Annotated in this window: 10 protein-coding genes; 4 read left to right on the top strand and 6 right to left on the bottom strand. The window is 45.8% G+C overall.

From position 1 onward, the window contains the following. Positions 1-223 precede the first annotated feature (223 nt). From QUB14_RS21775 to QUB14_RS21755, 5 genes are all read right to left on the bottom strand, one after another. Positions 224-583: an acyltransferase gene (locus QUB14_RS21775; protein WP_333219111.1), complete on the bottom strand. Its 360-nt coding sequence runs from the start codon at positions 581-583 to the stop codon at positions 224-226. A gap of 254 nt (positions 584-837) precedes the next feature. After that, positions 838-1419: a serine acetyltransferase gene (locus tag QUB14_RS21770; protein WP_333219113.1), complete on the bottom strand. Its 582-nt coding sequence runs from the start codon at positions 1417-1419 to the stop codon at positions 838-840. Between the two features lie 195 nt (positions 1420-1614). Then, a complete protein-coding gene (locus QUB14_RS21765; RefSeq protein ID WP_333219115.1) occupies positions 1615-2625 on the bottom strand; it encodes a glycosyltransferase family 2 protein in 1011 nt (336 codons plus the stop codon). Between the two features lie 85 nt (positions 2626-2710). Then, positions 2711-3991, bottom strand: coding sequence for a glycosyltransferase (locus tag QUB14_RS21760; protein ID WP_333219117.1), 1281 nt, complete (start codon positions 3989-3991; stop codon positions 2711-2713). Positions 3992-4127: 136 nt separating this feature from the next. Then, complete coding sequence (locus QUB14_RS21755; protein WP_333219119.1) at positions 4128-5045, bottom strand: histone deacetylase; 918 nt, start codon at positions 5043-5045, stop codon at positions 4128-4130. A gap of 77 nt (positions 5046-5122) precedes the next feature. On the opposite strand from QUB14_RS21755, the gene QUB14_RS21750 reads away from it, so the two are divergent. The 4 genes from QUB14_RS21750 to QUB14_RS21735 all read left to right on the top strand — a co-directional run bounded on the left by QUB14_RS21750 (position 5123) and on the right by QUB14_RS21735 (position 14236). Continuing rightward, entirely contained in the window at positions 5123-5632 is a 510-nt protein-coding gene (locus QUB14_RS21750; protein WP_333219121.1) for a hypothetical protein, read from the top strand. 812 nt (positions 5633-6444) lie between these two features. Next, the gene (locus tag QUB14_RS21745; RefSeq protein ID WP_333219123.1) at positions 6445-11121 is read left to right on the top strand and encodes a response regulator; all 4677 of its coding nucleotides are present in this window, start codon (positions 6445-6447) and stop codon (positions 11119-11121) included. Further along, the gene (locus tag QUB14_RS21740; RefSeq protein ID WP_333219125.1) at positions 11111-13138 is read left to right on the top strand and encodes an adenylate/guanylate cyclase domain-containing protein; all 2028 of its coding nucleotides are present in this window, start codon (positions 11111-11113) and stop codon (positions 13136-13138) included. The genes QUB14_RS21745 and QUB14_RS21740 overlap by 11 nt, the downstream gene beginning before the upstream one ends. Positions 13139-13345: 207 nt before the next feature. Further along, the gene (locus tag QUB14_RS21735) at positions 13346-14236 is read left to right on the top strand and encodes an alpha/beta fold hydrolase (protein ID WP_333219127.1); all 891 of its coding nucleotides are present in this window, start codon (positions 13346-13348) and stop codon (positions 14234-14236) included. A 583-nt stretch (positions 14237-14819) separates the two neighbouring features. Here the strand turns inward: QUB14_RS21735 and QUB14_RS21730 are convergent. After that, positions 14820-15701 (bottom strand): Cof-type HAD-IIB family hydrolase, encoded by an 882-nt coding sequence (locus tag QUB14_RS21730; RefSeq protein ID WP_190658377.1) that lies wholly within the window; start codon positions 15699-15701, stop codon positions 14820-14822. Between the last annotated feature and the right edge of the window lie 180 nt (positions 15702-15881).

The raw sequence follows: 15881 nt of genomic DNA, 5'->3' as shown, positions 1-15881 counted from the left end.
TTTAGCAGGCATTCACTTTTTCTGAATATCATTATGTTATATTATACCAATATGCGTTTTAAATGCACAACAGCTTACATAAATTAAGTTAGTCAGAAATTATTCAAATCAAAAAATCATGGGCGACATAAGAAGAACTAAGTAGGTATAATATTTGACATATCTACCGAAACATAAACCTATTCATATTCACTCATTTATTTATTATACATCGCTGATGTTATTAAATTTTTATTCCTAAGTCTTCGACGCGGCAGATCGGTCTGGCGGGGAGGCCGGCAACTACATCGCCCTCGGCGACATCTTTGGTGACGACTGCACCGGCGCCGACGATCGCATTTGAGCTGATGGTGACGTTAGGGAGGACGATCGCCCCGTAGCCGATAAATACGTTGTCGCCGATATCTATCTTGCCTACGGAATCTAGTTTAACGTTGTAAGCTCGGTTGAGCATGGCGATCGAGCCGTCGTGGCCGATCAGGGTACAGGAGGAGAAGTGGACGTTGTTGCCGATGCGGACGTAGGCGGGATCTGTAAAGACGGTGCTGGGCAGGATGCTGCAATTAGAGCCGAGCGCGTACAAGTTGCCGTGCCGACGGAGAAATTCGGGTGTTGCATAATTGCGGGATGATTTTGATTGTTTTGTGGGATGGGCTCATGAACCCGAAGGCGTGTATTTTCACAGCAGCCGGCACACCCCACAAGCATCCTCCTCAAATTGTGCAACGCCGAAATTCGGTGTATTCTTCGGAACTGGGGTTGCAGAATTTGGTGTAGAGGCCGGGGAACTTGCCGTAACGCATGGCAAGGTGGCGGAGGATTTTCTGAACGGTTGATTTAAGCATTTTGGTGGTTATGAGTAGATCCAAGAATCTTGGCGGGGATGCCCACTGCTGTTTTGCCTGCTGGAACATCTGATAAAACTACAGCGTTGGCCCCGATATTTACGTCGTCTCCCAAGTTTACTTTTCCGAGGATTTTTGCACCAGCACCGACGTTAACCCGATCGCCCAATTGAGGGGATTCTAGCGGTTTTTCCAAATAGCGGTTTCCCAACGTTACACCTTGGCGGATAATGCAATCGTCGCCGATCGTACAATATCCGTGAATAATAATAGCGTTTTGATGTTCAATCACCACCCGCCGCCCGAGCTTCACAGTGTAAGGCAAGTCTATCCCGTAACTATTGCGGACTTTTCGGTAGAGTGATCGATAAATAATGCTCAAAGGAGCTCGCAGTAATTTCGGTTCTACCTGCATTCTCCAGACGCCAAAACGCTGCACTGCTACGGCGCGAAATCCCGGTTTTGTCCAATCTCGACCGTGAGCAATCCAGTCTTCTTTAATTTGCTGCCACAGTCCCAGGCCGGGGTCTTCTACTTGATTTTCACTGGTGATTAAGTTTTGCTCAGTTACCATAAGCTCTAATTCACACTATTTCTTGTTTACTCTATTGCTAGATGCCGACGATATTAATGGGTCTATCAGGTTTTTGAGGAAGGAGCAAGCCGGTTTTATCGATCTAGAATACTAATTTCTCGGCTGCATCATAAAATATTTTGCTTGCCTAGGCTAACCTGATTTACTTGGCTTTGACCGATTTACCAACTCCCTTTAAAAGTTTTTGGATTTTTCAATCTTACCCCCCTTAAAAAATACACTATTTAATACAAAATCCCTCAGGAATTGTGGTGGATCGCCATCGGGTTTCCCTTGAAGTACGCGGCGCACCCTCCAGGCTGCAAAACCCGAAGCCCAGGATATATCAGTTAATGCTGTGTAAACCAAGCCGTAGTTTTTGATAAAGTACCTACGCCGGGAATCAAACCAATAGGTCGGCAACCGCTTGGCGGGCTTTTTGGTATCAGTGACGCCTGAGCTTTGACCTACTAGGTGGACCACGCGACTTTCAGGTACATACCAGCAACTCCAGCCAGCTTTGTGAGCTTGCAGGCAAAAGTCCATTTCTTCGCAGTACATGAAATAAGCTTCATCCATCAAGCCAATCTTTTCAAATACTTCGCGACGAACGATCATGCTGGCTCCAGCTACCCAATCTGTTTGGCAGATTTCTTGGGAAATCGGAGGCGCTGCGGCCCAGTTTTTCAATAACTTCGACACAGGACCAAGACGCCAGCCGAAATCGATCTCGCTGGCTAGGGTGTGAAACCGAAACCCTGACTCCTGGGGAGTACCGTCGGGATCTTCCAAGCGGCTGCCGGCGATGCCGGCGTCGGGATGAGTGTCCATGAAATCGACGAGGGCTTTGAGGGCGCCGGGGCGAACTATGGTGTCTGGGTTGAGCAGCAGGAAGTAAGGGGGGGGATTGGTGGATTGCAAGACGGGACGGATGAGGGCGTTGTTGCCGAAGGCAAATCCGCCGTTGCGGTCTAGGGGAACGAAGGATGCCCATTCACTCCACCCTTCTTTTGCGATCGCCGCTGGTATTTGTTCGGTAGAACTGTCGCCTGAAGCATTGTCGGCAACTGCGACCCGCATACCGGGCAGCGATTGCACTTCGCTAACTAGAGAGCGCAAGCAGTCAATTGTCAAACTAGAGGTTCGGTAGTTAACAATGACAACCAGCAGTGGATAGGGGTGATTGGACTCGCTGGCCTTCGACATAAGTACCGTTGTTTGTTTAACAACTTTTTAGCTCAAGTTGTACCGTTCTGGCAAGCTGGAGCGATCGCCCTCCTGCAGGTATCGCCTACTTTTTTAATTTCTCCAACATAATTAACAAAAGCTGCCACCGCTGCCGGTGCATTTCTTGGTGAGTCAGGCTGCGAGCCTTGTTCAGAGCTGCCATGCCCATATTTTGAAGTAGGTTCAAGTTTTCTCCCGACTGTTTGAGCAAGTTTGCTAAAGCAACGGGGTCATTGCAATGAGCGATCGAGCCTGTGATGCCGTTTTCTATGCAGTCGCGGAGTCCGGCTGTGTTGTTTGCCAGTACAGGTACGGCCTGGGAATAAGCATCGTATACGATTCTGGGCTGCTCGTCTGAGATGCTGGGAACCACAACAGCATGATATTGTTGCAGCCGCCCGAATAATTCTGAGCCGTAAGGAAGGGTTCCCAAAAGTTCAATCTGTGCCGATTTTTGCATCGCCTGGCTGGCTGCTTGGCAGTTGCTTAACAGTTGGCCTTCACCGAGTATGTCCAGCTTGACGGCAATGTTTTGCTCGTCCAAGATTTTCATTGCTTCTAGGAGAACTAACAAGCCTTTATTAGGATGCAATCTGCCCGCAAATATAATTTTTAGTTGTTTGGGTGAGGGAGACAGTTTTTCGTGCCATATTTTTGTCGCGTCGGCTTCCGAAATAATATTTGCTTCATCTATCCACGAAGCATTAATTATGTGACTTTCTTTGTGTCGTTTTGTTAATAAACTCTGCTGGTATTCTGCCTGTGTAAAGATGGTCAAGTCGGCGCTGTTGATGCACCAGCGATTCAATGTTTCGGATATGTAAGCTAGAATTTTGGCTTTAATGCTGGCAGGGATGCCCGGTGGCAGCCGCCACGGTGCGGACTCGACTACGATCAGGTATGGTTTCCGCTGTATAAGGACTATTGGCGTCACTAACCATGCCATCGGAATCGGCCAGCCTGCTACGGCGCTGTGTACGATATCTGCAGAGGCGATCGCGCCCCAAAGTTGGGCAACCGTCACCGGCAGCAGCAATATTGCTTGGGCGTAGGTATTTGGCGAGGGAAGGTCAATAAATTTAGCATCAGCAAATGATGTTTCCGAATCCACCTGTCTGGTATTTTGTGGGGGGTTTTCTAGCGCGCGCGGCGATGCTAGCGTGAAGTTTTTCAAATACTTGAAGTGTTCGATTAAGTCTTTTGCCCACAGGGGATCGAGATACCTGCTGCCTTTGGAGTCGCAGGAGGATGGGATGTTGAGGACGAGCAGGTAGCGCTTGTCGATCGGCATCAAATTCGGTTCTTGTGCCCCATCTTCTCTGAGCTTTAACGAGTAGGATTCCATAAAATACACTACGATTGAATGCGATACATCTATTTTAATGCCACTTTAGCCAGTTTTTAGTATGAAGTCATACCCTAAACACGCAATCATATCGCCAAACAATACTGAAGTCAATTTTAAATCTCGCCGATCTGGATCAAAGTCGATACTGCCTGTAGGCTTGACTGGCGGCTCGGTGCAGCAGCGAATGCCGGTAAACTAACCCCTTAGCGTCATCGGAATAGCCCCCGCCAATCACGCAGGCAACGGGATAGCCGCCAGCCAAACAGGCCATCAAAACTTGCATTTCCCGGCGAAATAAGCCCGTATCAGTTAAAGCTAATTTTCCCAGTTTGTCACCGTGATGAGGGTCTACTCCAGCATCGTACAGAACTAAATCTGGCTTGACATTTGAAAGCAGATCAGGTAAGAATTTATCCAAGGTTTGTAAATATTCGTCGTCCTCCATACCCACAGGCAAAGATACATCTAAATCGCCCTTTTGTTTAGTGCCGGGAAAATTTACTTCGCAGTGCATTGAGAAAGTAAAAACGCTGCTGTCATCTTGGAATATTACGGCGGTTCCGTCTCCTTGGTGGACATCTAAATCGACAATTAAAACTTTGCGAACTAAACCATTTTTTTGTAAGACGCGAGAGGCGATCGCCAAATCATTAAAAATACAAAAACCAGACCCAAAAGCAGGGAAGGCGTGATGAGTTCCGCCCGCAGTATTGCAAGCCAAACCGTAGTCTAAAGCGAGCTTGGCAGTTAGTACAGTTCCTGCAACCGCAGTGCAAGTGCGATTAACAAGGGCGCGACTCCAAGGCAGACCAATTCGCCGAGTCGCTTTGTTATCTAGCGTCCCGTTGCAGTAAGCTTGAACATAGGAGTGGTCGTGGACTAATTCAATCCATTCTTGAGGGGGAAGTTCGGGAGCGTGAAATTGCGATTTATCTGCTACCCCCTCCGCGAGCAGCATCTGGTAAAGCATCCGAAACTTTGCCATCGGGAAGCGGTGATCCGGTGGCAGAGGTGCAACGTAATCTTCGTGGTAAATAATTGGTAAGTCCATTAAAATTATTGTATAACGAATGAATCTCCAATTGAAAGCCTGCAATCTCAAATTTAAATTCGCTGGAGAACCTCTATATGCAACAACTAAAAACAGTCTGGCAGTCCGGCAGCAGCCACCCCGAAAATGGTGACAACCTCCATAATATCAGTGAGTGGTGGGGCAACCTCAACGGCAAAGAAATTAGCTGGGTAGAGCGACTAATTCCGCAAATCGGCGGTCTGAGCGAAATTCACTGGCACCCCCAGCGTTTTGACGAAACATTTGTGATAGTCAATCCCGAAATTCGGGAGCAAACTCTCTATTGGTCCACACCCGATTCTCCCGTCCAACGTAACAACACTGTTGACAAATTAGAACTTGACAACTTGCAACAGCAATTGTACATCTATCCTCAGTTGGAATCGGAACTGGTAATTCGCGTAGGCATTCCCGAAGTTAAATATCAAACACTTGAATTAAACAATCCCGAAATCGCCTTGGGCGAAGATAATATGCTGCTGCTGTGGGAATCTGACCAAGAACTAGAAATTAAAATTTACTTCAGCCATGAAAATTTTGCTAAACTTAAGGAATTGCTGGCATAGAAAAGACCGAGAAAATAGTTGATATGGTAGGCTTTGGGTGCGGGATGAGCGATGTATACTCTTAGTCACCTATAAATATCTTAAGAGTTGTGGACGGGTGCGTCGAAACCGAGTTTTTTCACAGCCATACTTCGTTGCAGCCTGGGGCAAGGGAGCATCTCATATTTGTAAAAACACTTCTTCTGGCTCCTTCCTTCTTCCTCTTTCCTCCTGCCTCCTCTCTCCTGGCTCAAAACTCCAATTTCTAGCTTGGTTGCTTTCGTTGAGATGCTCCCTGGGGCAAGAGTAAAAACCCGGTTTATTCGCCTCGCACTGCGTCCAGGTATGTATATGTGCTAAAACTTTTTGAAGATGGCAGCAAAATGTCAAGAAACTTGCGTTACCCTCCTGGGATCTTTAATGCTAAAGTCAAGTAAAAAAAACTGTCCCAGGCGGCTCAACCTGGTTGTACAAAAATACGTTGTCGCAGCCCTTGAACAAAGTTAAAAAACCCGGTTGCTTTGGTGTGGAGTGCCTAAGCGATGATTGTTTTTCCACCAACTTAATTTGGACAGCAAATAAGGGGATTTTTGTGGGCAATTAAATATAATTAAAATACGGTTAACTTTAGTTGCTAACTTAAGACTAGCAACTAATAAGTTAAAAGTAGAGAATGTGCGTTATTTGATGAACTAATATCTAAAATTACTCTTTTTGTTGGTGAGGTCAAAAAGTGTTTAATAAAAAATAATTACGATCGGAAAGGAATCGCTAAACTTATTAAATTATCAACCTGCTGCTAGCACTAAAAAATTCACAGTAATCAGACAAAAATGATATTAGATAAAGGAAATATTCAAATTTTAATTATTGACGATCAGCCCCAAAACCTGCGGTTTATATCAGACATATTGACGAAAGAAGGGTATAAAGTTCAGCGGGCAATTTCGGGAGAAATGGTGGTTAATGCTAATTTAACCGTCCTCCCAGACTTAATTTTGCTGGATATTGCCATGCCCAAAATGAACGGCTATGAAGTGTGCGCCCGACTGAAAGCTAACGAAAAAACTAGAGAAATCCCGGTTATTTTCTTGAGCGTTTTTGAGGAAACTTTTTACAAAGTCAAAGCTTTTGAAGTCGGCGGTGTTGACTACATTACTAAGCCTTTTCAAGTGGAAGAAATTTTAGTGCGGCTCGAAAGTCAATTGACTATACAACAGCTATCAAAACAATTAAAACAGCAGAATGCCCAACTGCAACAAGAGGTAGAATTTCGCAAGCGAACAGAACAATCACTCCGGGAAAGCAAAGCACGGTTGCAGAAATTGGCAGTCAATATACCGGGAGTTCTTTATCAATTTATAAAGAAGGCCGATGGAAGTTTCAAGTTTGAATATATTAGTTATGCTTGTCGGGATATTTACGAATTCGAGAGTGAAGAAATATTAAGAGATCCCGAATTTTGCTTCTCTCAAAATCATCCAGATGACCAAGATTATCTGGTCAAAAAAATTGCTACTAGCGCCCAAACTTTAGAACCTTTTGCCTTTGAATGGCGGATTATTACACCGTCGGGTAAACTCAAATGGCTGCAATCTAATTCTCGGCCAGAAATACGCGATAATCGCGATATTGTTTGGTATGGCGTAGTTTTTGATATCAGCGATCGCAAGCACGCAGAAATAGAAATGGCGGGAGCTAAAGCTGCTTTAGAACGGCAAGTTCAACGAGAATTGTTAATTGCAAAAATAACTCAAGAAATTCGCTCAAGCTTGCAGCCAGAACAAATATTTCAAATAGCTGCAACTCAAATCGGTCTGGCATTCTGCGCCAATCGCTGTTTGATTCATACTTACGTTACTACCCCCCAAGTCGATATTCCTCTGGCGGCAGAGTATCTCGAACCCGAGTGCGAATCTATTCGGAACGTACCTGTTCCAATTTGGGGCAATCCTCACGTCATACAAATGATGATACAAGATCTGGCGATCGCCTCCAACAATGTTTATTCAGACCCTCTGTTGCAAGCTGTTCAACCGATTTGCCAGAAGGTTGGGTTAAAATCAATGCTGGCAATTCGCACTTCCTACCAAGGCATGGCAAACGGCGCTATCTGTTTGCACCAGTGCGATCGTTACCGGGAATGGACTTCCGAGGAAATCGACTTATTAGAAGCTGTGGCGGCTCAAGTAGGGCTCGCTATCGCTCAAGCTAAACTGCTCGAACGAGAAAAAAACCGAATTCAGCAGCTCGATCGGCAAAATAAAGTGCTGCAAGCAGAAATTCGCACCCGCGTCCGCGCCGAGCAAGCTCTGCAAGAATCTGAAACAGAATTGCGGGCGATTTTTGCCGCCATGACTGACACAGTTTTAGTCAGAAATGCAGAAGGGCGCTGCATCAAAATCGCCCCGACAGCATCAACAAATCTGGTGAAACCTCCAAGCGAAATGATTAACAAAACCGCTCATGAAGTCTTGCCGCAACCTATAGCAGATTTAGTATTAAATGCCATCAAACAAGCTCTAAAAACGAAGCAAACCCTCAATGTTGAATATAGCTTTAAAATCGGAGAGCGCGAAGTTTGCCTCGATGCTAAAGTTTCTCCGCTTACTCCAGATTCAGTGATTATCGTGGCGCGAGATATTAGCGTTCGCAAACAAACAGAATCCGCACTCAGAGAGAGCCAGCACTTCATTCAAGCGATCGCCGATTCCAATCCTAACCTCTTGTACGTTTACGATGTAATTGAACAGCGGAATGTCTACAGTAACCAACAAATGGCGACGATGCTGGGATACACCACCCAAGAAATACAAGATATGGGTACAGCAATGATGTCAACGCTGATGAACCCCGAGGATTTGCCAGCTTTTTTTGAACATCTCCAAAAAATGGAGGGAGCCAAAGACGGCGATATCATTCAATTTCAATACCGAATGAAACACAAAAACGGTGAATGGCGGTGGATGCACAGTTGGGATACAGTATTTCTCAGAACAACTGATGGTAAACCCAAACAAATTCTCGGCACCGCTAATGACATCACAGACCGCAAATTAGCCGAAGAGAAACTGCTAGCATCGCAGCAAAGAATCTCGTTTTTATTGCAGCAAACGCCGATCGCAGTTATCGAGTTAAACCTCAATTTAGAAATTATCACTTGGAATCCCGCGGCAGTTGCTATTTTTGGCTACAGTGAGCAAGAAGCGATTGGCCGAGTGGCCTCCGATTTGATCGTACCTGAAAGCTACCACCCGCAATTATCGGAGATTTTCAATCATGACTTGAATGCCAAATCCAGCGGCACTACCGAAAATCGGACTAAAGACGGCAGAATTATCATCTGCGAGTGGTACAATACTCAGCTAATTGACGATAACGGTACAGCGATCGGCATTGCTTTAATGGCTGTAGATATTACCGAACGCAAGCAGGCAGAAACCGAACTGCAAGAAAGTGCTTTACGACAAAGAGCGATCGCCCGCATCATTGAAAGAATGCGGCAAACTTTAGATATCCGAGAAATTTTTTACGCCACAACCCGAGAATTGCGCCAAACCATGAAGTGCGATCGAGTCGCCATTTACCGTTTCAATCCAGACTGGAGCGGCGAATTTGTAGCCGAATCCCGTGACCACAAGTGGGTTTCTTTCATCCAAGAACAGGAACTCGATTCTCACTTTACTGAAGGCGCTTTAGACAGCGAACGTTGCGTTGTCAAAGGATTAGATAGCCCCTCACAAGAAATACAGGATACCTATTTGCAAGAAACCCAAGGCGGAGTTTTCAGCCGAGGTAAAACTTACCTTTGTGTCCCAGATATTTACAAGCAAGGTTTCGATAATTGTTACATCCAATTGCTAGAAAAATTTCAAGCTAACTCCTACATTATTGTGCCAATTTTCTGCGGAAAAACGCTCTGGGGATTACTAGCATCCTATCAAAATTCAGCTCCCCGGCAGTGGATCGAAGCTGAAATCAACGTTGCAGTTGATGTAGGTACTCAGCTAGGAGTAGCATTACAGCAAGCGGAATTGCTCGCCCGCACTCAAAGGCAGTCTATGGAACTGATTAAATCCAAAGAAAACGCCGAAGTTGCCAACCGCGCCAAAAGCCAATTTCTAGCTTCCATGAGCCACGAACTCCGTACACCTCTCAACGCCATTCTCGGTTTTTCCCAAGTCATGGCCCGCAACAGTTCTATTACGGAAGAACAAAAAGAATACATAGAAATTATTAACCGCAGCGGCGAACATTTGCTGGAACTCATCAATGATGTTTTGTCAATGTCCAAAATAGAAGCAGGTCAAATCACTATCAATCCCAGCCGCTTCAATCTCTACAACCTTCTCAACATTCTCAAAGAAATGCTGCAACTAAAAGCCAACTCAAAAGGTTTGCACCTAATCTTTGAAAATGCCGATGATTTGCCGCAGTACATTCAAACAGACGAAGCTAAATTGCGGCAAGTTTTAATTAACCTGGTCGGTAATGCGATTAAATTTACTCAACAGGGAACCGTTACTGTGCGCGTCAGCAGCCAAGCTGAAGAAGACGCCACCGAAGAAAACAAATCCCAATTGTATTTTGAAATTGCCGACACGGGTTCCGGCATTTCTCCCTTGGAACTTTCCACATTATTTAAGCCCTTTGTACAAACCGAAACTGGTCGAAAATCCATGCAGGGAACTGGTCTGGGGTTGCCGATCAGCCAACAGTTTGTCCGGATTATGGGAGGTGATATTGCTGTTGAAAGTCAACTCGGTCAAGGGACAACTTTTAGCTTTAATATCTGGGTTAACTTAGTAACAGAAAGTGATGAACAAGAAAAATCACCGATTAAACAAGTTATTGCTTTAGAAGCAGGACAAGAAACTTATCGGATATTAATAGTTGAAGATGTAGCGGAAAATCGCCAACTGCTGCTTAAGCTGCTGGTACCCCTGGGATTTGAAGTCCGGGAAGCAACAAACGGTCAAGAAGCAATTGCTTTGCATTCAACTTGGAAGCCGCACTTGATATTAATGGATATGCTGATGCCCGTGATGGATGGGTATGAAGCGACAAGACAGATCAAAAAAACTCTAGAAGGTAGAGAAACAATAATTATTGCCCTGACTGCCAGTGCTTTTGACGAGCAGCGACAAATAATTTTGTCGGCTGGTTGTAACGATTTGATCTGTAAACCGTTTCGGGAAGAGGTACTCTTTGAAAAGATAGCGCATCACCTCAACCTGCGTTATATTTATGAGAAAGAAAACTTATCTACTTCTTTTTCAACACCGACGCTGCTTAAAAGTTTGACCACCGAAGATTTGAGTGTAATGCCCACAGACTGGGTGGTCGAGTTGCACCGAGCAGCACTTTGTGTTGACGACAACCGCATCCTCGAACTGATCGAGGAAATTCCCGAAACTGAGGCAAATCTCGCTAACGCTTTAACAGATTTAGTTGATAATTTTCGGATAGATATCATTATCGATTTAACTCAATTATATTATGATGAATGACCATCCATTACCAGCGACTCCTAAAGACATTCTGATCGTTGACGATATGCCGGATAATTTGCGACTTTTATCCACTATGCTGACATCTCACGGGTATCATGTCAGGAAGGCTATTAACGGACACTTGGCTTTGCAAGGGGCACAAATATCTCCTCCCGATCTAATTTTACTAGATATTAATATGCCGCAAATGAACGGGTATGAAGTTTGTGAAAAGTTAAAGTTGAGCCGCAAAACTAAAGATATTCCGGTCATTTTTATTAGTGCGCTAGATGACGTTATGGAAAAGGTTAAAGCTTTTCAAGTAGGAGGAGTAGATTATATTACTAAACCGTTTCAAGTAGAAGAAGTCTTAGCCCGCGTCCAAAACCAACTTTCCCTTCGTTTGCTGCAATCCCAACTGCAACTGCAAGCTAGGGAACTGCACGATCGCAATTCTAGATTGCAGGAAGAAATTGCAGAACGGCAGCGGGCTGAAGAATCAATCCGGTTTTTGCTGGAAACTACGCGGGCGATCGGCGAAGCAGTAGACTTTCACTCAGCTTTAGAAGTAATTCTGCACCATGTTGGCGAAACAATCGGATGGGATGTAGGAGAAGCTTGGATTCCCGATGCAGAAGGAACTGTGCTGCAATCTGCCCGGGGCTGGTATGCCAGCAACCCCAGCATGGAATCGTTCCGCACCCAAAGTCAACAACTGACATTTGCCCGGAATATAGGGCTGCCGGGACGAGTTTGGGCATCCAAGCAACCGGAATGGGTAGAAGATATTTCCAAGGGCTACCCGCATTTTTTCCGAAGTCAGATAGCACTAGAACTCGGATTCAAAGCGGGTTTTGGCGTGCCGATTTTGGTAGGCGATGAAGTATTGGCAGTGCTAGTTTTCTTTAAAATTTCGTATGGTGGGAAAGACGCACGATTTATAGACGTTTTTAATGCAGTCGGCACTCAATTAGGTTCTTTAATTCAGCGCAAACAAGCAGAAGAATTGCTGCGTATTGCCCAAGAAAAATATCACAGTATTGTAGAAAATGCGATGGAAGGCATTTTTCAAAGCACGCCTGCAGGAGGCTATCTCAGCGCTAATCCAGCTTTGGCTAAATTGTACGGTTACGAATCCCCAGAAGAACTGATGTCCGACATTAAAAATATTGCTCAGCAACTGTACGTTGACCAGGAACGCCGCCTCGAATTCGTGGCTGCTATGGATGCTGAGAATGCCGTTTCGGGGTTTGAATCTATGGTATGCCGCAAAGACGGGCGGCGGATTTGGGTGTCAGAAAATGTCCGGGCTGTTCGAGATTCAAAAGGTGAGCTGCTCTACTATGAGGGTACTGTTTCGGACATTACCGAGCGCAAATTAGCACAAGAAGCCCTAAAAGTTCAACAAGAACAAAGCGAGAAGTTGCTGTTAAATATTTTGCCAAAACCAATAGCAGAACGTTTGAAGGCAGAGCAAAGCACGATCGCCGACAGTTTTGCCCAAGTAAGTGTTTTATTTGCTGATATTGTTGGCTTTACTGAGTTGTCTGCTAGAATGTCTCCCACCGAGTTGGTCAAGCGCTTGAACGTAATTTTTTCCCACTTCGACCAGTTAGCTGAAAAGTACGGTGTGGAGAAAATTAAGACTATTGGCGATGCTTACATGGTAGTCGGGGGATTGCCTACCCCGAGACAGGACCACGCCGAGGCGATCGCCCAAATGGCCCTGGGAATGCAGGCAAAAATAGCAAAGTTGTGCGCCGAGACAGGGGAAAAACTGGCAATTCGCGTCGGCATCAATTCCGGGCCGGTGGTTGCGGGAGTAATTGGTGTGAGCAAGTTCACTTATGATTTGTGGGGAGATACGGTGAATGTAGCGGCGAGGATGGAAGCTACGGGTTTTGCAGGCAGAATTCAAGTTACTGATGTTACTTATGACCTTTTGAAAGATAAGTATTTGTTTGAGAGGCGAGGCGTGATTCCGGTAAAAGGTAAGGGGAATATGATGACTTATTGGTTGCTAGAAAAAAACTAAAAATGGGCATTGGGCATGGGGCATTGGGCATGGGGCATTGGGCATGGGGTATTACAACAAATAACAAATAACAAATAACAAATAACCAATAACCAATAACCAATAACACATAACCAATAACACATAACCAATAACCAATAATTCATGACTACTGACTACTGACTTCTGCTATGATGAAAGTAGTTAACGAAACTTTACATAATAGCCGTGACTGCACAACAATTAGTATCTGCAACGAGTTTTGAAAAGCTAATTTGGACTTGGAAAGGTCACAAAATCCAATATACCGTCCAAGGAACCGGCCGCCCTCTGATCTTGATTCACGGATTTGGGGCTTCGATCGGACATTGGCGGCAAAATATCCCCCCACTAGCGGCCGGCGGCTATCGCGTATTTGCGCTGGACTTGCTGGGATTCGGTGCTTCCGCCAAACCAGCCCTAGATTACACTCTGGAATTGTGGGAAGAATTGCTGACTGATTTCTGGGCGGATCTGGTACAGGAACCGGCGGTATTTGTCGGGAATTCGATCGGCGCTTTGCTGAGTTTGATGGTAGTCGCCAACCATCCAGAAATATCAGCAGGTGCAGTCTTAATCAACTGTGCTGGCGGGCTCAACCACCGACCCGACGAACTGAATTTCCCGCTGCGAGTAGTAATGGGGACTTTTACTAAATTAGTTCGATCGCCCCTGATCGGCCCCTTTATGTTCAACAACATCCGCCAAAAACACCGCATCCGCAACACCCTGCGCCAAGTCTACGGGAACCGCGAAGCCATCACCGACGAACTCGTAGAGATCCTCCACGCCCCCTCCTGCGAGCCCGGAGCTCAACAAGTGTTTGCCTCGATTCTCACAGCCCCTCCAGGCCCTCAACCTTCAGAATTGCTGCCCAAAGTCGATCGTCCGTTATTGGTACTTTGGGGCGCAGACGACCCGTGGACGCCAATCGCCGGCAGCCAAATTTATCAACAATTGGCCGCCAACGATAAACCAGTGAAATTTGTTTCCATTCCCAACACAGGCCACTGTCCCCACGACGAGCGGCCGAGTGAAGTCAACGCTCTGATTTTGGACTGGCTGCTGGAAGTGAAGTAAAATTTTTATGCTGAATCCAACCCTTGGGCGATCGACAAAAACCCCTGCCTTACAAAGGTTCAGCCTCGCTCCACCGCACCAGCACCCCGGCAGCAGCCGACTCAAAAAACAATTTTTGTAAAAAGTATTGACACAATTTACTGAGTCAGCTATATTGATGGACGTGTGAGGAGCGAACCAGTAAGAGCACCGAGACGAAACACGGCCAGTCGTCGGTGCTCTTTCTGTTGGAACCCATTTTTAAGAGTTTGAAATTATCTATAAATTCACATCCAGAAGATCTGTAAGCCCGCCCCGCTTTCTTCATTTCTTCCTACCCTTCGGGAACGGCTTCGCCGAACGCGTTCTTAGCGTCTTCGCGGTTCGTTAAATAAATATTGGGATGTTGCAAACAAAGTAATTGAGTGGACTTAATCTCGAAAAATCCGAAATTGTGGATTTTTTTTATAATCAAAATTTGATTGCATAGAACTCAAAACTAGAGAGTTATATAATAATAAATTGTCGCTGGGTCGGGGCGAGTTGATATACATTTTTTCCAAATGTCGCTAAACCCGCCCCTGGGTTATTGGTGCTACAAATATCAACGATCGCCCAAAACAAATTGTTCGATCGCAGCCGCCACCCCATCTTCCTCCACATCCGGCGCCACCCAATCAGCAGCAGCCTTCACCGCATCAGGAGCATTGCCCATTGCCACGCCCACACCCGCGTAGGCAATCATTTCTACATCATTAAAATTGTCGCCGATCGCCATCACGTTCGCCGCCTGCAAACCCAAAAGTTCCTCCGCTACATACTGCACCGCATCTCCCTTATTCGCCAAAGGATGCGTAGCTTCAAAAAAAGTAGCAACGGATCGAGTCAAATAAAGCTCCGCAGGCGTGTAGCGCTGCCGCATACTGCTGAGCAAGCCGTCGAGTACCCCCGGATTCTCGCACAAAGCCAAAACTTTCGTCGGTTCCCCCGGAAGATCTCGCCGCAAATCTTTAATCACCATTGGTTCAATGCCCGATCGTTCGGCATAAATTCGGGTAGCTGCGGTAATTTCCGGCACGTAAAGTTGATCCTCAATGTAGAAATGGATCGAAAGGAGCGGTCGCAAATGCGGTTCTTCAAAATAATCTAACAGTTGCAGAGCAGTTTGTTTCGACAGCGGCAAGTGCCGCAGCCGTTTTTGAGTAGCGTGATCTTGAATCCACGCGCCCTGGTAGCAAATCAGCGGCAATGTTGAGCCGATGTCGCGGTGAAAACGCAAAGCTGAGCGGTACATCCTGCCCGTAGCGACGGCCACTTTCACTCCCCGCGACTCGGCCGCCAAAATTGCCTGCTTGACTGGTTCTCGGATGGTATTTGACAAACCTGCGATCGTGCCGTCTATATCCACTACCAGCAATTGAATGTCTGCGGTGCCAAAAGCGCGATCGGTCGCATTAGCTGGATTTGAGGCAGTTATATTCTGCATGATTTTTTTAGATTTTAGCTGTTGATTTGCAAGCACCCATTTATTTTGCCACTGGCGGGATAGCAAAGTGCGACTTCTGATTTTTTGAAGACTAAAATATAGATAAGTAAATAAGCGACAAAAAAAGTATCGAGGAGAACTCTTTAGGGATGGTTTTAGCTCAGCTATATAATAGTAGCC

The sequence above is a fragment of the Microcoleus sp. B3-D2 genome, from assembly GCF_036705345.1.
Taxonomy (GTDB): Bacteria; Cyanobacteriota; Cyanobacteriia; order Cyanobacteriales; family Microcoleaceae; genus Microcoleus.
Note: the sequence above shows the minus strand (reverse complement) of the source record. Positions and strands in the feature narration are given on the sequence as shown.

Excerpts from the sequence above, each read along its gene's own strand:
- QUB14_RS21770 (WP_333219113.1), bottom strand. The coding sequence starts at position 1,419 with ATGGTAACTGAGCAAAACTTAATCACCAGTGAAAATCAAGTAGAAGAC.
- QUB14_RS21765 (WP_333219115.1), bottom strand. The coding sequence starts at position 2,625 with ATGTCGAAGGCCAGCGAGTCCAATCACCCCTATCCACTGCTGGTTGTC.
- QUB14_RS21760 (WP_333219117.1), bottom strand. The coding sequence starts at position 3,991 with ATGGAATCCTACTCGTTAAAGCTCAGAGAAGATGGGGCACAAGAACCG.
- QUB14_RS21755 (WP_333219119.1), bottom strand. The coding sequence starts at position 5,045 with ATGGACTTACCAATTATTTACCACGAAGATTACGTTGCACCTCTGCCA.
- QUB14_RS21750 (WP_333219121.1), top strand. The coding sequence starts at position 5,123 with ATGCAACAACTAAAAACAGTCTGGCAGTCCGGCAGCAGCCACCCCGAA.
- QUB14_RS21745 (WP_333219123.1), top strand. The coding sequence starts at position 6,445 with ATGATATTAGATAAAGGAAATATTCAAATTTTAATTATTGACGATCAG.
- QUB14_RS21740 (WP_333219125.1), top strand. The coding sequence starts at position 11,111 with ATGATGAATGACCATCCATTACCAGCGACTCCTAAAGACATTCTGATC.
- QUB14_RS21730 (WP_190658377.1), bottom strand. The coding sequence starts at position 15,701 with ATGCAGAATATAACTGCCTCAAATCCAGCTAATGCGACCGATCGCGCT.